The organism is Micromonospora sp. U56 (assembly GCF_018070095.1).
Taxonomy (GTDB): domain Bacteria; phylum Actinomycetota; class Actinomycetes; order Mycobacteriales; family Micromonosporaceae; genus Micromonospora; species Micromonospora purpureochromogenes.
In genome coordinates, this window is record NZ_JAGPYL010000044.1 from 25500 (window position 1) to 46188 (window position 20689).

Genomic DNA, 20689 nt, shown 5'->3' on the forward strand with positions numbered 1-20689 from the left:
CCCCTCTCGTCACGCCGGTCTCGGCTTGAGCATGGTCACGGCGACACGGACCGCACGACGGACTCGCCGATCCAGCAGCAGCGCGGCGGCAGCGACCGCCAGCATCGCCAAGGCAAGGGCAAGGCCTGCTACGCCCCTTCCGGCCAGCAGTGCGCTCGCCACCGCGACCACCCCCGCACCGCCGCCGGCGCCGAGCGCCGCCCAGCCCAAGGACCGGGTGAGCAGCGGCTCGCCGACCACGGATCGGGCAGCCGCTGCGGCCAGCAGGTTCTCCACGACGATCCCGGCACCCCAGGCGCAGGCGGCGCCGAGCGCGCCGTGGTCGGGAATCAGCAGCACACCGAGGCCGACGGTGAGCGCCAGACCGACCAGGGTGGCGTAGAGGTGTCGGCGGCTGTTGCCGCTCATCAACAGCATCGTCTGGACGATGCCGACCCCGGAGTTCACCATCATGGCCACGGCGAGGACCACCAGTGGGGTCGCGCCGGCGGCGAACTCCTGCCCGAAGAGACTGAGGAAGCCCGGCGCGAAGACCGCGAGGAGCAGGTAGGCGGGCCAGGACAGGATGATCACCACGACCGTCACCCGTCGGTAGACCAGCGCCGCGTCCGCGTTGCGTCCCTGCCCGAGCAGCCGGGACAGCTGTGGCGCGACGGCCACCCGGAGCCCCTGCATGACGAGCAGCCCGGCGAGGGCGTAGCGGCCTACGGCGCTGAACACGCCGGATTCGGTCGCGCCGGCCAGCGCCGAAGTGAGCAGGACACCCACCCACATGCTGCTCGCGTCGATCGCCGCTGACGCCGCCCGAGGCAACGCGAAACCCCAGAACGCACGCCAGTCCGTGGGGGTCGGGCGCAGCCGGACGCCGGCCGACAGCCCCAGGGGTCGTACCAGCAGGACTGCGGCGGCCACCACGGCCAGGGCGATCGGCAGTAGCCAGGCGCCGAAGCCAGCCACCACGCCGGCCCCGGTCGCCACCGTCGCCACCAACAGCACGGGGCGGGCAAGGGGCACCAGTACGTATTGGATGCCAATCACCGCGACCACCGGCCGCACGGCGCGGACGGCCGCAAGCAGCACTGTCATCGCGGCGGTGACCGGCAACGCCACGAAGGCAAGGCGCAGCAGTGCCGGACCATCCGCTCCTTCAAAGAAGACCGGGGCGAGGTGGTCGACCGCCAACTCCCCGACCACGGCAAGGACCCCGGTAAGCAGCAGCACAGGCAGCAATGCCACCGGCAGCAGCCGGGCCGCGTCGCCATCCGCCCCGGCCCTGCGTCGCGGCAGTGCCCAGACCAATGCGGTGTCGGCGCCGGCGCAGCAGACCGCACCCAGAATGATCACCACGCCGATCGCGGTGAACATCGCGCCGGACCCGGCCGGCCCCAGCCCACGGACGATCACCACGGTCAGCACGAAGCCCAGCAGGCCGTTGACCGCCGCCCCGGCCAGCCCGACCATCCCGCTGCGCGTGCTGCGGCGTACCTCCCGCTCACCGGCCGACCCACCGGCGTCCGCGACGGCCGTGGCGGCCGCGCCGGTCGGCCGCGTACCCGGATCGGTCATGCCATCCCTCCCTGGCGTGGCGCGTCCGCGACCGGCCGGTCCGGCTCGGACGCCGGCGGCCGGGCCGCCTCGGCCACCGGGACCGTCGGGGCCGGCGAGGGAGGCGGAGTGGTAGGGGCCCGGGGCGCGGGCACGGCGGTGCCGGCCGACGTTGCCGGCGCAGGCGGCGGTGCGGTCGCGGCCCGGGGCGCGGGCAGGGCGGCTGTGACCTCCGCCGCCGTCGTGGCCGGCGGGGCGGCCGACGGGGGCAGGGCGGTCGCGGCTCGGGGCGCAGGCACGGCAGTCGTGGCTTCCGCCGCCGTCGACGGCGGGGCGATCGACGCAGGCGGGGCGCTCGCGGATCGCGGCGCCGGCACGACCGGCGCGGCATTCGGGGCCGGGACCGGCGCGGGCGGCGTGGCCGGCGCGGTTCGCGGCGCCGGCACAACCGGCGCGGCGCTCGGGGCCGGGACCGGGACGGCCGGCGCCGAGGGCGGGACCGGCGCGGACGGCTGGGGCAGCGGTTCCGGCATGCGCAGCGGGACGGCGGCCACCCCGGTCGCCGGCGGCGGCGCGGGCGGGGGCACCGGCGGCGCGGGCACCGCGGCCCGGCCGACCCCCCGGGTACGCCAGGGCGCCAGCGGCACCGGTTGGGCCATGGTGGACGGGCCGGTCGGCACCCGGTTGACCGGCCCGCCGACCGCCGCCAACCCGGCCCCGACCGCGAAGAAGATCACCGACAGGTTCGGGTCGATGTAGGCGTACACCGGGATGACCACCAGCGCGATCACCGGGACGGTGCTCAGCCAGTGCCCGGCCGGCGAGACCGCGGCGGCCAGCCGCCGGGCCACCAGCACCAGCCAGCCGAGGAAGACCACCAGCGCCGGGATGCCGTGGCTGTAGAGGAGCTGCCAGATGAGGCCCTGGGTGCCCAGCGGCTCCTCGGCGAGGGTGGTGTCCACGCTCTTCGGCGCGCCGTACCCGAGCAGCGGCGAACGTTCCACCGCCTGCCAGGTCCGCACGTAGAGGTCCATCCGGTCGACGTTGGTGTCGGTGCTGCTGACCCGGGCGTCGATCATCTCCTGCACCGGCACGACCAGGCTGACCACCCAGACCAGCACGACCAGCCCGCCGATCGAGACGATCAGCCGGGCGTTGCCCCTGACCAGGGCGCGCAGGCCCAGGTAGAGCAGGCCGGCGCCGAGGCCGAGGAACATGCCCCGGTTGAGCGTCAGGAACGCCGGCACCACCGACAGCGGCAGCGACACCCACAGCGCCACCCGGAACCGCCCGGTACGCACCGAGGTCAGGTACGCCAGCACGCAGGGCACCAGCAACGCGTACGCGGTACCCCAGTTGTTGGTGTACGGATACGGCGCCGCGGTGCGGTAGATCGGGGTGCGCGACTGCGGGTTGAACTCGTTGGCCCGTACGTGGGTCAGCGCCTGGATGAACCGCTTCGCCGAGATGTCGTCCGGCAACGCCATCTCCACCGGGGTGGTCAGGGCGAAGGTGGGCGCGAGCACGGCCAGCCAGCCCAGCGCCACCACGCCCAGCCAGTACCAGCCCAGCGGGCGCAGCACCCGGTCCCAGCGGGTGCCCTGGCGGACCAGGGTGTAGACGTACACGCAGACCACCAGCGCGGTCGCCAGGAAGCCGAAGCGCAGCCCGAAGGTGAGGTAGGCGGTGGCCCGGTCGAGCCGGGTGGCGCTGAGCAGCACCAGGGTGAGGAAGACCAGCCAGGCGGCGCTGCCGGGGGGCAGCGCGACCCGGCCGCGGGTGACCAGCAGGGCGAGCAGCACCACTCCGAAGACCGACCAGCCGAGGTAGAACGCACCCAGCGCCCACCAGAGCGGCACCAGGGCGAACATGGCCGTCAGCGGCCAGACGGGCAGCGGCGGCGGGGTCGCCCCGGGCCGCCGGTCAGACACCCCGGCCCCGGCGCTGGGCCAGCCGGAGCACCCGCTCCCCGGAGAGCAGGCCGAGCACCACCGGCAGGGTCACCAGCACCCGCTTCTCGCGGGGGTTGAGCCGGACCACCCGGCCCAGCTCGCGCAGCGCCTCCCGGCGCCGCCGCCCGGAGGCGAGCGCGAAGGCGATCTGGCCGTGCAGGCGGGCCAACCCGGTGCGGCTGCCGGCCAGCTCCGGGTGCTTGGCGAGCAGGTAGCGGGTGGCCTCGACGATCATCGCCCAGCGGCCGAAGAAGAACGAGCCGCCGTGCCAGTCCACCACCACCAGCACCTCCGGCACGATCACCACCGGGCCGTGCGCGGCCACCCGCAGCAGCCACTCGTAGTCCTCGCCGTAGCCGCCCGGCAGCTCCTCGTCGACCGGGCCGACCGCGTCCCAGGTGGACCGCCGGACCAGGATGGTGCTGGAGTGCACCTCCATCACCCGGTCCTCGACGAAGTCGGGCAGGCCGACCTCGGCGGTGTCCAAGCGCCGCTCCTTGGCGATGCCCGGGCCCTCCAGCCGGATGCCGCAGCTCGCGGCGGCGGCGTCGGGGCGGGCCGCCAGCAGCTCCACCTGCCGGGCGAGCTTGGTCGCCAGCCAGAAGTCGTCGTCATCGCAGAACGCGATGAGGTCGCTGGTCGCCTCGTCCGCGCCGGTATTGCGGCCGCCGGGCAGCCCGCGCCGGTGCGTGTTGGTGACGTACCGCAGGGTGCGCCCGGCCGGCACGGCCAGGTCGAGCGGGCGGATCTCGGTGTGGTCGTACACCACCAGGCACTCGACCGGCCCCGGGTAGTCCTGGTCGAGCACCGCCCGGACGGCCCGCTCCAGCAGCCCCGGCCGGTCCCGGGTGGCCACCACCACGGTCACCGGGGGGTACGCCGGCGCGGCGCCCGGCTGGTCGCGGTCAGTCACGGCCGTCTCCCGTCAGCACGAATCCGACCGGCTCCACCCCGACGGCGCGCAGCCGGTCCACCAGCTGGGTCAGCTGACCCGTCCGGGTCCGGTCCCGGGCCGCGACCAGCAGCGCCCGGCCCTCCCGGGCGGCCCGGACCCCGCGCTCGTCGTGCAGCGCGGGCGGCGCGTCCAGCACGGTGAGTGCCTCCGAGGAGGTGCCGTCCAGGTCGACGAGGCGGACCTTGCCGGTGCCGATCCGCAGCTCCTGCCCGTCGGTCGCCGCGCCGTCGGCGGCCGACCGGGCGGTCGGGATGATCTCCGTCTTGTCCTCCGGCGTGGTGGTGGAGCGGTACACCGCGCCGTTCTTCGCCTCGGCGGCGGTGGGGAACGGTCGGGGCTTGCGGACCGCCGGGATCACGGCGGTGTCCTCCGGCCCGGCGGCCGTCGTCGCCGGGGTGGTGGCGGGCACCGGGCGGGGACGGGGCAGCGGGCGGGAGCGGGTCGGCTCCACCGGCGGGTGGCGGCGCTGCGCGTCCAGCATCAGCGGACGGATCCGGTCCAGGCTCTCCGGCGTGACACCGAGGCGTACGTCGTGGCCGGCGGCGGCCAGCACCGCGGCGAGCCCGGCGGTGACCTGCTCGCGGCCCTCGTCGGTCGCCGAGGAGAGCACCACCAGCGGGGTCCGCTGCGGCCCGTCGACCCAGCGGCCCAGGGCCAGCACGAGGTAGCGCAGGTCCGACTCGTCCTGCTGGCCGCCCCGGCGGTACCGCACCGTGCCGAGCAGCGGCGCGCCGATCGTCGCGGCGGCCTCGGCGGCGGTGCGCACCCGGCGGTCCAGGGACTCCCGGACGAAGGCCACCAGCCCGCCGAGGAGCAGCCCGCCGAGCAGGCCGGCGACCAGGAGCAGCGGCGCCGCGTCCCGGCTGGAGGGCACCGGGGTACGGGCGGCGCTGGTCACCGAGCCGGGGCTCAGGTCGGCGGAGGCCACCTTGGACCGCTGCTCGGCGAGGGTGGCGAGCTGGTCGTTGAGCGCCCGCAGCTGGTCCAGCAGGGCGCTGGTGCGCGGGGACGGGTTGCTGGAGCTCTGGTTGGCCGGCAGCGACCGCTGTGTCGTGGTGCGCTGGGCGGTGACCAGGTCGATCGTGTCGTCGTACGACTTGAGCACCGCGGCGCGCTGGTTCTCGTACATGCCCTTGCGCAGTTCCAGGTACGACTCGGCGGCGCCGTTCGCGCCGTCCACCGCCTCGCGCTCGCTGTGCCCGGCGTAGCTGAAGCGCATCACCTGCCCACCGACCGGGGTCTCCACCTCCAGGGCGTCGGCCACCTCCTTGGTGTCCCGCCCGGTGATGCCGGCGACCTTGTCGATGACGTCGTTGCTGGTGGCGATCCCGCTCTCGGCCGTCATGTTCACCGCACGGTCGGCGCCGCCGGACGGCACCGAGAACGGGTCGGTCACCACCGGCCGGACCACCACGGCCGTGGTCCCGGTGTAGGTGGCCGGCAGCACGAACAGGTAGGCCAGCACGGCCGCCAGCACCAGCGCCGCGGAGGCGAGCACGATCCGCCACCGCCGCAGCGGGATGCGGGCCAGCTCGACGAGGCCGACCGGGCGTTGCCGGGCGGAAGCGACGTCGGTCACGTCCATCAGGTCAGGTCCTTGCGCGATGAGGAAGGGTGGCCGGCACCGGCCGGGTGACGACCGCGCCGGGCCCGGTGGGTCGTCTCATTGTCGCCGACCGTTCACCCGCGGTCGACAGCCGACCGGCCCCCTGCGGTACGGGCGGTCCGCCGGTGTCACGGGGACACCGGCGGACCGCCCGGAACCCGGATCGGGTCAGGAGGTGGCGAAGAACAGCGTCCGGCTGGACCAGTTCACGCCGGCCGAGGCGGGCGCGAGCTGGACCGAGGCGGTGCCGTCGACGGCCGTCTCGTCGAACGGGACGGCCCGCAGCGAGCCGTCGGCGTTGCCGTACACGATCTTGCCGTTCACCCAGGCCATGCCCCGGACGTTGCCCCAGGCGAGGTTCAGGCTGGGCAGCGTGAACTCGGTGCAGCCGACGATGTAGCCGTCCGGCTCCAGGTAGCGGTAGAACAGGTTGTTGGTGCCGGCCTTCGTGTAGTACATCCGGCCGTCGAGGTAGAACGCCCCGCTCATGGTGGCGGCCTTGAACCAGTTGTTGTAGCCGCTGCTGACCCAGGGCGCGCCCACCGAGCCGCCCGAGAAGATCGACACGTCCAGGTAGCTGCCGTTCGGCGCGGTCGCGTCGGTCTTGGACCAGTAGAGCTTGTTGCCGACGGAGAACGCCGCGCCCGCCGCGGTGAGGTTCGGCTGGCTGGTGGCCACCGGGGCGCCCAGCGTGGTGCCGTCGAACGGCACCTTGGTGGCCTGGCCGTTGGCGGTGCCGACGTAGAGGTAGCCCGAGGCGGCCGACGGCGCGTTGACCGCCGGGACCGTCCGGCCACCGGCGAGCGGGAACAGCCCCATCCGGCCGTGGTACTCGTTGCCGAGGCCGTCGTTGTCGAAGCCGGCGAGCAGGCCGTTGCTGCCGCGCCACAGCTCCCACAGGATCGGGCCCCAGTCGGTGGTGCCGGCCGGCGCGCCCGAGCGGGTCGGGTTCCACACCAGCGGCATGCCGTTGATCGGGTCGAGCGCGCCCAGGCCGTACCGGTTGATCGCGCCGGCGCCCGCGGAGTCGTTGCCGTTGGCGTTGTTCAGCCAGCGGAAGTGACCGCCGACGTAGACCACGTTGTCGGCCGCCTCGATCGAGGTCACCGAGTCGTGGCCGGTGTCGTCCACCCAGGTGCCGTCGATGGCCGCGCCCCGGGTGGCGGTCTCGAACCGGGCGATCGTGTCGCAGTACGCCCCGGTGGCCCGGCCGCCGTCCGCGGCGATCACGAAGTAGCTGCCGTCGTCGGAGAAGTCGACGTCGCGGGCGTAGAACGGGAAGCCCGCGCCGCACTGCGCCACGTACCGCTGGGTGCTCCAGTTGGCGACGGCCGGCGTGCCGGTCAGGTTCTCGACGACCACCACCTGGTTGCGCGCCTGACCGTTGACCTGGGTGAAGTTGCCCACCGCGACCAGCGTCTTCCCGTCCGGCGCGACGGCGAGGCCCCAGACCAGCTCGGCGCTGCTGCGGGCGACGCTGGCGTCGATCTGGAAGGTCGGGTCGATGGCGCCGGTGGTGGCGTCCAGCCGGGCCAGCAGCGAGTGCTGGGTGCCGTTGACCCAGTGGAAGGCCCCGGCGATGTAGAGCTTGTTGCCCAGCACGACGGTGCGCCGGACGAGCCCGCCGTCGCTGCGGCCGACCCAGGAGGCGACGGTGGCGCCGGTGGTCGGGTCCAGCTCGACCAGGTTCTTGCGGGCCACGCCGTTGACCGTGCCGAACGCGCCGCCGACGATCAGCTTGCCGTCCGGGCTGGCCGCCAGCGCGTGCACCGCGCCGTTCAGCACCGGCGCGAAGCCCGCCTTCAGCGCCCCGCTCACCCGGTCGTACGCGAACAGGTAGCTGCGGGCCGTCCAGCTCGCGTCGCCGGCCGCCTTGATCGAGGTGAACGAGCCACCGACGTAGACGGTGGTGCCGATCTCGGCGAAGGCCTTCACGTCGCCGTTCTGCGCGTGCGGGATGTTGTCGGCCGGGTTCGCCGAGGTGAGGGTCATGGGCACCGGCGGCAGGCCGTCCGCCCGGGCGGGCGCCGCCAGCAGGCCGACGGCCAGCACCGGCGCGGCGAGCGCGGCGAGCCACCGCCGCAGCGCCGGCACCCGGCGCGATCGAGACGACGTTCTGAGAAGCACGGGCGCCCCCAATGATGAAGTGAGATCCTGCGTAGCTTGCTGCGTTCCGATTTGTCGCACCATCAACCGACCGGTCCGCTCCGACGGCGGCTCGGTCCGGTCCCGTCGTCCGGGTCGCGGCGGCACCGCCCACGGTGGACGAGGATCGCGCCTCGACCGGTGGACGCGCCAACCGGGCCGGGCGTCACGTCGTCCACCGGAACGGTGCCGGCGCGCCGCTCGCGCCGACCGTCCACGATGCCGCCTCGGCCAGGTCGTCGACGGTGATCTCGTCGGCCTCCCGGGCCAGCACCAACCCCCGGCGGTCCAGTTCGCGGGCCATCGCGACCTGGTGGTCGTCGACGTGCTCGCCGTGCCGGCGGCGGCGGGGCACGTAGACGGCACGATGCCCGGCGCGCATCGCGGCCAGCGCCGAGCCGACCCCGGCGTGCGTGACGACGACATCCGCCTCCCGCATGGCCTGCTGCATCTCGGCGTACGGCACCTGGCGGCGGGCGCCGGTGGGCATCCCCGGGACGACCGTCGAGCCGACCTGCCAGAGGACCTCCGCCTCCGGCGGGAGGACGTCGACCAGGCGACGCAGCAACCGGGGGAACCCGAACCGGTCGTGGGTGCCGAGGGCGACCACGATCCGCGACACCGGCCGAGGCTTCGCCCGCCGGGTGGCGAGGTATCCGTCGAAGATGGAGCCGCCGTAGGTCCACCGGCCGGCGGCCCAGCCCGGGTACTGGGTGTAGAGCCGGGTGCGGGGCACCCGGGCGACCAGCCGTCCGGTGAGCGAGGGCCCCTCGGTGCGGGTGGCGCTCTCGATGTAGTGGCAGGCCAGGCCCTGGCGGACGGCGGGCAGGAAGAACGACATGGCGACGCTGGCGCCGGTGCTGATCACCTGCCGGAACCGTCCGCCGCCGAGCACCCGGCGGGCCGCGAGCAGGTCGCGCAGCGCGCCCACCGCGTCCCGGGTGGTGGCCGGCGGGACGTGGATGACCTCCTGGCCGTCGAGCAGCGACCGGCTCTGCGGCGAGTCGAAGGTGGCCCAGACGCAGTCGTCCTGCACACCGAGCCGGGGGGCCAGGTCGTGCAGCTCGGCGAGGTGTCCACCGGTGGAGGCGACGAGAAGGGTGGTCACGTCGGTGCCAGCTTCCGTGGTGAGGAGTGGTGGATCGGGCGTCCCGGCCGCCGCGGAACGGATGCGGCGTCGGGGCTCGTGCTCAGGTGGCGGTCGTGACGCGGTCGGGGATCGCCGGCGTGGTCACGCCGGACGGTGCCGGCGGCCGGACCCGACCCTCGGCGACGAGCACCGCCAGCGCCGTCACCGCGAACAGCAGGGCGGCAAAGATCCAGCCGCCGAGCACGTCGGTCAGCCAGTGCTTCTCGGCGTAGATCCGCGTGTAGCCCTCAAGGCTGACCAGCGTCACCACCAGGGTCACCAGGGCCACCCGGACGCCGCGCGGCAGGCGCCAGGTCAACATCGCCAGCACGGCGATGGTGCCGAAGGTCATCATGATCCGCGCGCACCCGCCCGACGGGTAGGTTCCCAGGTCGGTCGGGGGGTGGCCCCGGTCGACCATCGTCGCCAGAATGGCCTGGACGTACTGCTCGACGATGAACTGCAGGGGCAGCACGACCAGCGGAACCCACCACCGGCGGCGCCGCCACAGGACGACGAAGACCAGCGTTGCCACGCCGGTGACCCACTTCAGCGGATAGCGGTCACCGAGCGCGGTGTAGAAGGAGTTCAACTCCGCCCAGGTGTCGACCCGTCGGGCGCGCACGTAGTCGAAGACCGGATGGTCGACGTGCGGTTCCAGGCGGGCCAGCGCCTCCCCCAACGGCCAGCAGATCGCCACCACCGCGGCGCAGCCGGCGAGCAGCACGACCAGCGCGGCCCCGCTCCGGCCGAACGCGGCGGTCAGCCCGGCCACCGCCACCCGCAGCCGGTGCGCCGCCCGACCGTCGCGGACCACCGGCGCCCAGCGGGTCGCCGCCACCGGCGTGAGCACCGCGGGCACCAGCACCGCCAACAGCCCCAGCGCGTAGATGAGCGTCATCGTCGGTCGCCGCCGTTCCGTCGGCCGCTCGACCCGCCGAACACCGTCGGCCGGGCGGCCCCGCGCCCGACGTCACGTGCCGTTGCCATCCGTCCCCCTGCCACGCCGGCCCACCGCCGGCCGCCCCACACGGAGCCCGGCGGCGCCCCACGCCGGGCAGGATCGACCACGCCGTCGCCGGCAGGTGGTGATCGAGTGGTGACACCCTAGTGGACCGATTCGGATGAGCGGTAGTGAGCAGATCCCTCACGCGGCTTTTTCCCGGATTCGCCGGTCGCCTCCCCGACAGTCGCGCGCCCGATCAGCCGGTCCCGTCGGACAGCCGCTCGGCGAGGACGTGCAGCAGCGCGGGGTGCAGCCGGTCGCTCCAGCCGCCGCCCCCGGCGGCCAGCTCCGCCGTGCGCAGCCACAGCTCGACGAGGTACGCGTCGGCGACGAGCCGGCGGCGGGTCGCGTCCAGCCCGAACGCCTCGCCGTGCCGCTGGAGCACCGCGACCATCTCGGCGGCGGCCTCCGGCACCGGCCGGCCGCCCAGCGACAGCGCGCTCTGGAACCCCTGGTGGGCCAGGTCGAACCCGACCGGGCGGTGCGCGCCGCTGTTCTCCCAGTCCCAGGCGACCAACCGGCCGCCGTGCCGGCCGAGGTTCCAGGGCACCCAGTCGCCGTGCCAGTGGCCGAACTCCAGTGTGGTGTCGCCGTCGCGGGCGACGAGTGCGCCGACCGCGTCGACGACCGGACCGCCGGCCCGTTCGGCGCGCGCGCCGAGGTCGGCCAGGAACGGCGAACCGCGCAGCGGGCGGGGCGCGGCCGCCGGGCCACCCCGGCGGGCCACCGCCAGCATCGCGGCCACCTCGGGACGCTCCGGGTGCGACAGCCGGCGGACCCGGGCGGGCATCGGCTCGACCAGGGTCACCGCCAGGTCGCCCCAGCGCAGCTCGCGCAGCACCCGGGGCACGTCCGGGAAGTCGCCGCCGTCGCGGGGCAGCTCGCGCAGCGCGACCGCCTCCGCCGCCACCATCGCCCGGGTCGCGTCGTTCCAGCCGATCTTCGCGTACCCGCGGGCTGCGCCCCGGTCGTCGAAGAGTTGCAGGGTCGGCTTGTGGTGCGGGTCGGGCGGCCGGATGCCGATCGCCGCGTGCAGCCGGCGGCCGGCCAGCCGGCCCAGGTGCGCGGCCAGCAGCAGCTCGGTCTCCTCGACCCCGGCCGGCACGGCGACCGTCAGCACCGGCATCCGGGCCAGCCCGGTGGCGCCGAGCCCGGCCAGCACGCCGACGGCGAGCCGGTTGGCCCGTACCCGGCGCGGCCGCAGCGCGTTGTACGCCAGCGTCGACGCGGTCCCGACCCGCCGGGAGGCCAGCGGCAGCAGGAACTTCGCCCGCGCCACCGACGGCACCACCGCGTAGCGGGCGGCGACGCGGTGCCCGGGCGGGGGCGGGGCGGCGGAGACGTCCAGCCACAACCGGGGGTCACCGAAGATCGCCCGGCTCACCCAGCCGATGCCGTCGGAGCGTTCGCGGGGATCGTCCGCCCGGTGCGCCGCCATGCCGTCTCCCGTCCGCCCGGACCTGCACCGGTCCGCGCTGGCGGACACGATAGGTCCCGGGGGCAAGGAACCGCCCGACGGGCTGCGAGCCCGCCGGGCGGCGTGGTGCCGGTGGCCGCGGTCAGCGCTGCCAGACGCGGACGTGGTCGACCCGGAAGTCGGCCGGGAAGCGGGTCGCCGCGTCCGGGTCGCCCAGCCAGCCGCCCACCTGGAAGTTCAACCGCAGGTTGTACGGCTTGTGGAAGACCTCGTCGAACCAGGGCGTGGTGGCCCGGTCGCGCTGCCAGACCAGCCGGCCGTCGACGTACCAGCGGATCGCGTCCGGCTCCCACTCGGTGGTGTACGTGTGGAAGCCGTCACCCGGGTAGCCGGTCGGGAACGGGTACCGCTGGTCCTGCTTGACCGGGGTGTAGTCGTAGAAGATGCCCAGGGTGGCGGCCTGGTGGAACGCCCCGCCGCCGGGCAGCTCCACCACGTCGATCTCGCCCCGGCCGCCGTCGTCCGGGCGCAGCCAGAACGCCGGCCACAGGCCCTTCGAGTCGGTGGGCCCGTTGGGCGACTGGGCGCGCACCTCGAACCGGCCGTACCGGAACGACGCCCGGCCGATGGTGTCCAGGTAGCTCTGCGTGTACTCGCGGGTCTGCGAGCTGCACACCGCGGTCTCCCGCTGGGCGCGCAGGGTCAGCACGCCGCCGGCGACGAAGGTGTTGTCCGGGTCGTCCACGTTGCAGCCCCGGTCGATGTCGCGTCCCTCGTCGTCGCGCAGGTTCCACTTCGACCGGTCGACGATGGCGCCGTCGAACTCGTCGGACCAGACCAGCCGCCAGCCGGGCACCTGGTCGCCGGGGCGGGTGGTCGGCGACGGGGCGGGCGCGGTGGTGCTCGGCGCCGGGGTCGGGGCGGTCCGGCTCGGGGTGGGCGACGCGGTACGGCTCGGCGACGGCGCGGGGGCGGCGGTGGTCGCGATCGGGCTGGGCGCCGCGGTCGTCCGGGTCGGCGCGGGCCGGCCGCCGCGTCCGTAGCGCAGCACCAGCTGCGGCCGGATGGCCACCTTGGCGTTCTCCCGGGAGGCCCAGTAGATCCTGGTGTTCCAGGTCTCCTGGGTCAGGGCGAAGACGAACCGGCCGTTGCCGGTGACCGAGCCGGACACGTCCCACTCGTTGAAGCCCCGGCCGACCCGCTCGACGCTGGACAGCGCCGGCCCGAGCTCCGGCCGCAGCGACCAGGCACCGGTGAAGGCGGCGGAGCCGAAGGCCCGGTGGGCGTGCACCCGGGAGGCGAACGGCTGCCAGGCGTACACCCGCAGGGTGGCGCGGACGTCGACCGCGTCGGCCGGCAGGTCGCGCACCGCGAACTCGACCAGCGCGTTCCGCTCGCCGGTGCGGTTGCCGCCGCAGAGCCGGGGGCAGCTCGCCAGGGTGGTCTTGACGCCGTTGTCCCCGTCCTGCGGGACCTGCGTGGCGGTGGTGTCCGCCGCCGCGGCCACGACGAGCGGGGGCACCTCCGCCGCCACCAGCGGCATCATCGTGGCCACCACGCCGGCGACCATGCCGGCGCCGAGGACACCCAGGACGACGGCCTTGCGGCGCGCGCCGAGGCGGGATGCCGCGCGGTGGAGTCCGTGCCGGCTCAAGGGACACTCCCCGTGTGGGCGACGATTACCGGCAGCAGCGTATCGACGCCTGACGCTCGTCGTCCGTCGGACATCCGGTTGCCCCGCCGAATTAACCGGCAGCTAAGAAAGCCCGGTCCGGTGCGCGGCCAGCGCCCGGGCCATCGCCGCCCGGGGGGCGGGTACGCCGGTGAACTGCTCGAACTGGCCGACCGCCTGGGCCAGCAGCAGGTCCAGCCCGGAGACCACCCGGGCACCGGCGGCGAGCGCCGACGCGGCCAGCGGGGTCGGCCAGGGGTCGTAGAGGGCGTCGAACAGCACCGTCGAGGGCCGCCAGCGGATCTCGCCGGCCAGCGGATCGGCGACGCCCTTCGGCACGGTGGAGACGACCACGTCGGCCCCGGCGTGCGCGGCGGCGTCCACCCAGGCGGCGCCGGTCAGGGCCACCCCCACCGCGCCGGCGACCGGTCGCAGCTCGTCGACCGCCGCCGCCCGGCGGGCCACCACGGTCACCGAGGCCGCGCCGAGCCGGGCCGCCGCGGCCAGCGCCGCGCGGGCGGTGCCGCCGGCGCCGAGCACGGTCACTGTGCCGCCCGGGGCCACCCCGGCGGAGGTCAGCACCTCGACCATGCCGCTGACGTCGGTGTTGTCGGCGTACCAGGAGCCGTCGGGCCGGCGTACCAGGGTGTTGGCGGCGCCGACGGCGGCGGCGACCGGCGAGACGGCGTCGGCCACCGCGAGCGCCGCCTCCTTGCCGGGCATGGTCACCGACAACCCGGCCCACTCCGGGCCGAGGCCGGCGACCAGGGCCGGCAGCTCCGCGGCCGCGCACTCCACCCGGGTGTACGACCACCCGGTGAGCCCGGCGGCGGCGTAGCCGGCGTTGTGGATCACCGGGGAGAGCGAGTGCGCGATGGGCTTGCCGAGCACCGCAGCCTTGTGCACCGTCACCCCACTCCCCCTTCGCGGACCACGATCGGACCAGGGCAGCGTAGCGACTCAGAGCACCCCGTTCTGCTTCGCCTTCGCGATGTTGCGCTCGTGCTCGGCGTTGGTGGGGGCGAAGGCGGAGTGCCCCTCCTTGTCGATCGCGACGAAGAAGAGCCAGTTGCCCTCCGGCGGATCCATCGCCCCCTGCAACGCCTGCTTGCCCGGATTGTTGATCGGGGTCGGGGTCAGGCCGGGGTGGGCGTGGGTGCTGTACGGGTTCCTCGGGTCGCGGATCTCCGCGGTGGTCATGTCCTTCGACGCCTTGGTCTTCTTGCCGGTGAGCTGCCAGTAGTAGTTCACCGACACGTCGAACTCCAGGCAGCTGCACGGGAACTTGCCCGTGTAGGCACGGTTGTACGCGACCCGGGCGATCTTGCCGAGGTCGTCGGCGTTGCCCGCCTCCGCCTGGGCCATGGAGGCGACGATCAGCGCCTCGTACGGGCTGATCCCGCCCCGCTTCTGCTGCACCTGCTCGGCGAACTTCATCTCACCGGTGACGCTGAGGAAGTTGTCGACCATGTCCTTGAGCAGGCCCTCCGCGGTCGCCTTCGGCGCGATCTCATAGGTGTCCGGGTAGAGGAAGCCCTCGATCGACTTGGTGACCTTCTTGCCGTCCTTGCGGACGAACCACCAGTCCGGCACGCCGAGCGCCTCCGGGTCCTTGGCGGCGACCTCGAACTCCTTGACCGGGATCTTGGTCTTGTCGGAGAGCAGCTTGTACGTGTCCTTGGCGGTACGCCCCTCCGGGATGGTCACCTGGTTGGTGACCTTGTTCTTCCGGTCGAGCAGCATGGCGAGCGCCTTCTCCGCGCTCATCTGCTTGCGCACCTTGTACAGGCCGGGCTGGATGTTCTTGCTGAGCGCGTTCGCCTCGGCCGCCTCGATGAAGGCCTTGGTGCTCTTCACCACGTCGGCGGCGACGAGGGTGTCGCCGATCTCGGCGATCAGCGCGCCCTGCTTCACCTCGACCATCGCCTCGCCGGTGCCGGCGCCGTCATAGTCGGGGGTGACGAAGTAGTTCTGGACCCGGTCGAAGCCGTAGAAGGCGGCGCCGCCGATGCCACCCAACAGGACGAGTGCCATCAGCAGGGCGAAGATGGTCTTCCCCCGGCCGCCGGACCTGCCCTTGCGTCGCTCGACGAAGCCGCGTCGGTGCCGGCCCTTCTCACCCCTCTCAGGCTCGTCGAACCCGAGGTCCAGATCGTCGATCATTCCGTCCGCCTCCGCTGCGCTTCCAGCCAGCTCTGCAGGATCTCGACCGCGGCGGCCTGGTCCACCACCGCGCGTTGGCGCTTCCCCCGGACGCCTCGCTCCGCCAGCCTACGAGACGCGACGACGGTCGACATCCTCTCGTCGGTGAGCGTCACCGGAACCGGCGCTATTACATCGGCCAAACGGTTCGCGTACGCCGTCACGTGGTGCGCCGCCGGACCGAGCTTACCGGCGAGGTTGACCGGAAGGCCGAGCACCACCTCCACCGCCTCGTGCTCGGCGACCAGCTGCGCCAGTTGCGTCATGTCGCTGGGCACCGCGTCGGGCGCCGCCGTCAGGTCCCGGGCGAGGGTGACCAGCGGGGTGGCCAGGATGCCGTGCGGGTCCGACCGGGCCACCCCGACCCGGACCTGCCCCACGTCCACGCCGAGCCGGACGCCCCGGGTCAACTCACCCACGGCGGACCACTTCCCCGGCGGAACGGGCCAGGGCGGACCGGGTCGGTCCGCCCTGGGTTCCATGGTGCGTGATCACGCCTCGGCGATCGCCTTCTCGACCGTGAGCAACAGGTTCGGCGCTTCCGCCGCCGGCAGGCCGCCCCCCTGGGCGACGTCCGGGCTGCCCCCGCCGCGGCCGGACAACGCCGCCTTGACCAGGTCGTTGGCCGCCAGCCCGCGACCCCGGGCCGCCGCGTTCACGGCCACCACCAGGGACGCCTTGCCGCTGGCACGGGCCGCCACGGCCACCACCGCCGGCCGGGCCGGGTCGATCTTGCCGCGGATCTCCTGGGCCAGGGTCCGCACGTCGTTGCCGGCCGCGCCCTCCGGCGCCTCGGTGCCGACGTACGCCACGCCCCGGACGTCCTTCGCCTGCCCGGCGAGCGCCGCGGCGCCGCCCAGCACCAGCTGGGCCCGGAGCTTCTCCAGCTCCTTCTCCGCGTCGCGCAACTGCGTCACGGTCTGCTCGACCCGGTCGGCCACCTGGTCGCCGGGCACCCGGAACAGCTCCGCCAGCCGGGAGACCAGCAGGTGCTCGCGGGCCAGGAAGCCGAACGCGTCCATGCCGACCAGCGCCTCGATCCGGCGCACGCCCGAGCCCACCGACGCCTCGGAGAGGATCTTGACGAGGCCGAGCTGCGCCGAGCGGGCCACGTGGGTGCCGCCGCACAGCTCCCGGGCGTAGTCGCCGACCTCGACGACCCGGACCCGCTCGCCGTACTTCTCGCCGAAGAGCGCCATCGCGCCGATCCGGCGCGCCTCCTCCTGCGTGGTGATGAAGGCGTGCACCTCCAGGTCCGCCTGGAGCACCTCGTTGACCTGCTGCTCCACGTCGTGCAGCACGCTCGGCGTCACCCCGGTCGGGGTGTTGAAGTCGAACCGCAGCCGGCCCGGCGCGTTCAGCGAACCCGCCTGGGTCGCCGACTCGCCGAGGAAGTTGCGCATCGTCTGGTGCACCAGGTGGGTCGCGGTGTGCGAGCGGGAGATCGCCCGCCGCCGGCTCACGTCGATCTCCGCATACCCGGTCTCCCCGGCGCGCACCTCGCCGCGCAGCACCCTGGCCCGGTGCACGATCAGCCCCGGCACCGGCTGCTGCACGTCGAAGACCTCGACCTGGCCGCCACCCACGGTGATCAGGCCCTGGTCCGGCTGCTGGCCACCGCCCTCGGCGTAGAACGGGGTGGTGTCCAGTACCAGCTCGATGGTGTCGCCCTCGACCGCCGCGCCCACCTGGGCACCGTCGGCGAGCACCGCGCGGACCCGGGACTCCCGGTTCAGCTCGGTGTAGCCGGTGAACTCGACCGCCCCGCCCGCGTCCAGCACCGACCGGTACGCCGACACGTCGGTGTGCCCGGTCTTGCGGGCCTGCGCGTCGGCCTTGGCCCGGTTGCGCTGGTCGGCCATCAGCCGGCGGAAGCCCTCGGCGTCCACCTGCAGGCCCTGCTCGCCGGCGATCTCCAGGGTCAGGTCGATCGGGAACCCGTAGGTGTCGTGCAGCTGGAACGCCTTGTCGCCGGAGAGGGCCGGCTTGCCGGCCGACTTCGTCTCGGCGATGGCGGTGTCCAGGATCGTGGTGCCGGCGCGCAGCGTGGCCAGGAAGGCGTCCTCCTCGGCGTACGCGTACTGGGAGATCCGGTCGAACTCCTCCGCCAGCTCCGGGTACGACGGGGCCATGCAGTCCCGGGCCACCGGCAGCAGCTCGGGCAGCGCCCGGTCCTGGTAGCCCAGCAGACGCACCGCCCGGATCGCCCGACGCATGATGCGGCGCAGCACGTAGCCGCGACCCTCGTTGCTCGGGGTCACCCCGTCGCCGATCAGCATCAGCGCGGTCCGCACGTGGTCGGCGACCACCCGCAGGCGCACGTCGTCGGGGTGCGACTCGCTGGCCACGTGCCCGGACCGGGCGCCGTACCGCTTGCCGGTCAGCTCGGCGGCCCGGTCGAGGATCGGCCGGACCTCGTCGATCTCGTAGAGGTTGTCGACGCCCTGGAGGATGGAGGCCATCCGCTCCAGGCCCATGCCGGTGTCGATGTTCTTCGCCGGCAGGTCGCCCAGGATCGGGAAGTTCTCCTTGCCGGTGCCCGGGCCCCGCTCGTACTGCATGAAGACGAGGTTCCAGAACTCCATGTAGCGGTCCTCGTCGACCGCCGGGCCGCCCTCGCGGCCGTACTCCGGGCCGCGGTCGTAGAACAGCTCCGAGCAGGGGCCGCACGGGCCGGGAATGCCCATCGACCAGAAGTTGTCGGCCTTGCCCCGCCGGACGATCCGCTCGGCCGGCACGCCCACCGAGCGCCAGATCTGGAACGCCTCGTCGTCGTCGAGGTAGACCGTCGGCCAGATCCGCTCCGGGTCCAGCCCGTAGCCGCCCTCGGCGATCGGCTTGGTGACCAGCTCCCAGGCGAGCGGGATCGCCCCGTCCTTGAAGTAGTCACCGAAGGAGAAGTTGCCGTTCATCTGGAAGAACGTGCCGTGCCGGCTGGTCTTGCCGACCTCGTCGATGTCCGGGGTGCGGATGCACTTCTGCACGCTGACCGCCCGCCGGTACGCCGGGGTCTGCTGCCCGAGGAAGTAGGGGACGAACTGCACCATGCCGGCGTTGACGAACAGCAGGTTCGGGTCGCTGATGGCGGGCAGCGGAGCGGACGGCACCACGGTGTGGCCGTTCGCCTCGAAGTGGGCGAGGTACCGCCGCTTGATCTCCGCCGTCTTCATCGCTGGTGTTCCTCCGGAAAGATTTCTCGGTCGCCGATGCGCGGGTCCTCCCGCAGCTCGGCGAACTGGTCGTCGAACGCCTCGCCCCGGGCGAACGCCTCGTGGATCTCCTGCTCGCGCTCGGCCATCCCGACCCGTACGTCCTCCACGAAGCTACGCAGCGACTCGACCAGGCTGCCAGCGGATTCGGACAGCCCGCTCGCGATTCCGGCCGGGGTGTACGCCTGCGCGGTGCGGGTCGCCTTGCGGACCACCACCACGCCCACGGCCAGGCCGATGCCCAGCCAGAACAGTCGCCTCATGCTCTCATCCCTCCGGCTCGTCGCCGACCGGCTCAGCGGTTGCCGCGCCGCGCGGCACGGCGCTGCTGCTTGATGGTGTCGCGCACCTCACGCTCGGTCTCGGCGTGCCGGCGGGCCGAGGCGGCCCGGCGTACGCCGTACCCGAAGGCGGCCACCTTGACCAGCGGGTTGGCCGCGGCGGCGGAGACGACGGTCGCCAGGTTCGCCACGTTGGCGGTGACGTTCTGCGCGTGGCTGGTCATGGTGTCGACCTTGGCGAGCTGGAGGTTCACCCCGTCCAGCGAGGTCTGCACCTGCTCGAGGGCGGTGTTGACGTTCTTCACCGTGGTGTTCACGTCCCCCAGCAGCGGGGTGGTCTGCTCGTTGATGTCGTTGATCATCCGGGTCGTGGCGTCCACGGTGTGCCGCAGGCGCAGGATCGGCACCGCCAGCACGAGCACCAGCATCAGGAACGCGCCGGCCGCGATCAGCGCAGCGATCTGTCCACCATCCACGCATGTCCTCCTCAAGCAGAGTTCCGGAACGAACGTCCGGAACGCGCGACCGTCTCCGGGCCCGCCGTCGCTCCGCGCCCACGAGGGGCCGGCGGGAGCGGGCGGGCACGCCAGCCCCAGACCCTACCGTCCGTGATGAAAACCGGCTCAGGACGGTGAGCGTGTCAGTTCCTCGAGCGGATCCTCCGTGAACGTCGGGAAGGGATCCTCACCGGTCAGCGACGGGTCCGTGCTCGGCTGCGGCCGGGTCCGTTCGTCGTCGATCGCGTTGCGGACCTTCACCGACACCAACGACCCGGCACACGTCCCCGCAGCGGGCGACGCCTCGGTGGACGGCGGGACCGCCGACGGCCCGGCGGCCGGCGGCGCCGCGCAGGTCGGTTCGCGTACCCACAGGTCGAGGGTGAGCTCGTCGCGGCGCCAGCAGGTGTACCGGCCCTTCTCCTTCTGCTCCGGGCAGCGGCTGACCTGCCAGGGCTCCCAGCCGTCCCGGCGCAGCGCCGCCTCGTACACTCCGGCGGTCTCCTCCGGCGCGCGCTCCGACTCCACGGTGCGTTCCCGCAGCCGGCAGTCCTGCAGGCACCAGCGGCTGCCGCTGACGTTGTCGACCGTCTGCGCCGACGCCCAGCCGGGCACGTCCAGCTCGTCGAGGGTGTCGAAGACCGGGTCGCGGCTGAGCGTACGGATGCCGAAGTAGAGCGGGATCGCGCCGAGCAGCACCACGCTGACCAGCACCAGGATGCCCAGCCGGAGCCGGCGCCGCTCGCGCATCTGCCGGCGCAGCTCGGAGCGGGCGCCCTGCAGCCCGCCGGCGGGCTCCTCCTCGTCGGGCCGGCCCGGACCGCCGGCCGGCTCGGTGGCCGGTCGCGGCCCGGCCGGCGGCACCACCACCGCCGCGCGGGCGACGCCCACCGGCTCGCCCGGGCGCGGCGCGGCGGACCCGGTGCCACCGGGGTCCGGCCGAGCGGGCTGCCGCTGCGGACCGGTGGCCCGGTCGGGGTGCTCGTCGGGGCGCAGGCCCGGGGCGGCCGCGCGGGCCACCGCCGGCTGGCCCGGGGCCCCGGCACGCGGCCCGGCCTCGGACTGGGGACCGC

The 20689-nt window shown here is 74.0% G+C and carries 16 protein-coding genes; all 16 read right to left on the bottom strand.

The annotated features are described in order from the left end of the window. Positions 1-9: 9 nt before the first annotated feature. Positions 10-1566, bottom strand: coding sequence for a lipopolysaccharide biosynthesis protein (locus KBX37_RS16625; protein WP_210776853.1), 1557 nt, complete (start codon positions 1564-1566; stop codon positions 10-12). Next, positions 1563-3476, bottom strand: a complete 1914-nt coding sequence (locus KBX37_RS34515; RefSeq protein ID WP_210776854.1) for an O-antigen ligase family protein — start codon at positions 3474-3476, stop codon at positions 1563-1565. Before KBX37_RS34515 ends, KBX37_RS16625 begins: the two co-directional genes overlap by 4 nt. Beyond that, a complete protein-coding gene (locus KBX37_RS35455) occupies positions 3469-4410 on the bottom strand; it encodes a glycosyltransferase (protein ID WP_210776855.1) in 942 nt (313 codons plus the stop codon). The genes KBX37_RS34515 and KBX37_RS35455 overlap by 8 nt, the downstream gene beginning before the upstream one ends. After that, positions 4403-6037: a Wzz/FepE/Etk N-terminal domain-containing protein gene (locus KBX37_RS16640; protein ID WP_210776856.1), complete on the bottom strand. Its 1635-nt coding sequence runs from the start codon at positions 6035-6037 to the stop codon at positions 4403-4405. Before KBX37_RS16640 ends, KBX37_RS35455 begins: the two co-directional genes overlap by 8 nt. Positions 6038-6226: 189 nt before the next feature. Further along, on the bottom strand, positions 6227-8152 hold the full coding sequence (locus KBX37_RS16645; RefSeq protein ID WP_374103764.1) for a delta-60 repeat domain-containing protein: 1926 nt from the start codon (positions 8150-8152) through the stop codon (positions 6227-6229). A 217-nt stretch (positions 8153-8369) separates the two neighbouring features. Further along, on the bottom strand, positions 8370-9311 hold the full coding sequence (locus tag KBX37_RS35620) for a glycosyltransferase (RefSeq protein ID WP_210776858.1): 942 nt from the start codon (positions 9309-9311) through the stop codon (positions 8370-8372). A gap of 82 nt (positions 9312-9393) precedes the next feature. Then, positions 9394-10233 (bottom strand): phosphatase PAP2 family protein, encoded by an 840-nt coding sequence (locus tag KBX37_RS16655; protein ID WP_210776859.1) that lies wholly within the window; start codon positions 10231-10233, stop codon positions 9394-9396. 301 nt (positions 10234-10534) lie between these two features. After that, a complete protein-coding gene (locus tag KBX37_RS16660) occupies positions 10535-11776 on the bottom strand; it encodes a hypothetical protein (protein WP_210776860.1) in 1242 nt (413 codons plus the stop codon). Positions 11777-11897: 121 nt separating this feature from the next. Next, positions 11898-13409: a glycoside hydrolase family 16 protein gene (locus KBX37_RS16665; protein ID WP_210776861.1), complete on the bottom strand. Its 1512-nt coding sequence runs from the start codon at positions 13407-13409 to the stop codon at positions 11898-11900. 102 nt (positions 13410-13511) lie between these two features. Continuing rightward, the gene (locus tag KBX37_RS16670; protein ID WP_307849091.1) at positions 13512-14339 is read right to left on the bottom strand and encodes a shikimate dehydrogenase; all 828 of its coding nucleotides are present in this window, start codon (positions 14337-14339) and stop codon (positions 13512-13514) included. Positions 14340-14387: 48 nt separating this feature from the next. Further along, positions 14388-15590, bottom strand: a complete 1203-nt coding sequence (gene mltG / locus KBX37_RS16675; protein WP_210776862.1) for an endolytic transglycosylase MltG — start codon at positions 15588-15590, stop codon at positions 14388-14390. After that, positions 15587-16048 carry a Holliday junction resolvase RuvX gene (gene ruvX, locus KBX37_RS16680; protein ID WP_210776863.1) on the bottom strand — a complete coding sequence of 154 codons (462 nt, stop codon included), beginning with the start codon at positions 16046-16048 and terminating at the stop codon, positions 15587-15589. The genes mltG and ruvX overlap by 4 nt, the downstream gene beginning before the upstream one ends. 72 nt (positions 16049-16120) lie before the next feature. After that, on the bottom strand, positions 16121-18799 hold the full coding sequence (gene alaS / locus KBX37_RS16685; protein WP_210776864.1) for an alanine--tRNA ligase: 2679 nt from the start codon (positions 18797-18799) through the stop codon (positions 16121-16123). Then, positions 18796-19101: a hypothetical protein gene (locus tag KBX37_RS16690; protein WP_154938113.1), complete on the bottom strand. Its 306-nt coding sequence runs from the start codon at positions 19099-19101 to the stop codon at positions 18796-18798. The genes alaS and KBX37_RS16690 overlap by 4 nt, the downstream gene beginning before the upstream one ends. Positions 19102-19133: 32 nt before the next feature. After that, on the bottom strand, positions 19134-19595 hold the full coding sequence (locus tag KBX37_RS16695; RefSeq protein WP_179804301.1) for a DUF948 domain-containing protein: 462 nt from the start codon (positions 19593-19595) through the stop codon (positions 19134-19136). Positions 19596-19742: 147 nt separating this feature from the next. Then, positions 19743-20366, bottom strand: coding sequence for a hypothetical protein (locus KBX37_RS16700; protein ID WP_210776868.1), 624 nt, complete (start codon positions 20364-20366; stop codon positions 19743-19745). Between the last annotated feature and the right edge of the window lie 323 nt (positions 20367-20689).

Excerpts from the sequence above, each read along its gene's own strand:
- KBX37_RS16625 (WP_210776853.1), bottom strand. The coding sequence starts at position 1,566 with ATGACCGATCCGGGTACGCGGCCGACCGGCGCGGCCGCCACGGCCGTC.
- KBX37_RS16640 (WP_210776856.1), bottom strand. The coding sequence starts at position 6,037 with ATGGACGTGACCGACGTCGCTTCCGCCCGGCAACGCCCGGTCGGCCTC.
- KBX37_RS16655 (WP_210776859.1), bottom strand. The coding sequence starts at position 10,233 with ATGACGCTCATCTACGCGCTGGGGCTGTTGGCGGTGCTGGTGCCCGCG.
- KBX37_RS16660 (WP_210776860.1), bottom strand. The coding sequence starts at position 11,776 with ATGGCGGCGCACCGGGCGGACGATCCCCGCGAACGCTCCGACGGCATC.
- mltG (WP_210776862.1), bottom strand. The coding sequence starts at position 15,590 with ATGATCGACGATCTGGACCTCGGGTTCGACGAGCCTGAGAGGGGTGAG.
- alaS (WP_210776864.1), bottom strand. The coding sequence starts at position 18,799 with ATGAAGACGGCGGAGATCAAGCGGCGGTACCTCGCCCACTTCGAGGCG.
- KBX37_RS16690 (WP_154938113.1), bottom strand. The coding sequence starts at position 19,101 with ATGAGGCGACTGTTCTGGCTGGGCATCGGCCTGGCCGTGGGCGTGGTG.
- KBX37_RS16700 (WP_210776868.1), bottom strand. The coding sequence starts at position 20,366 with ATGCGCGAGCGGCGCCGGCTCCGGCTGGGCATCCTGGTGCTGGTCAGC.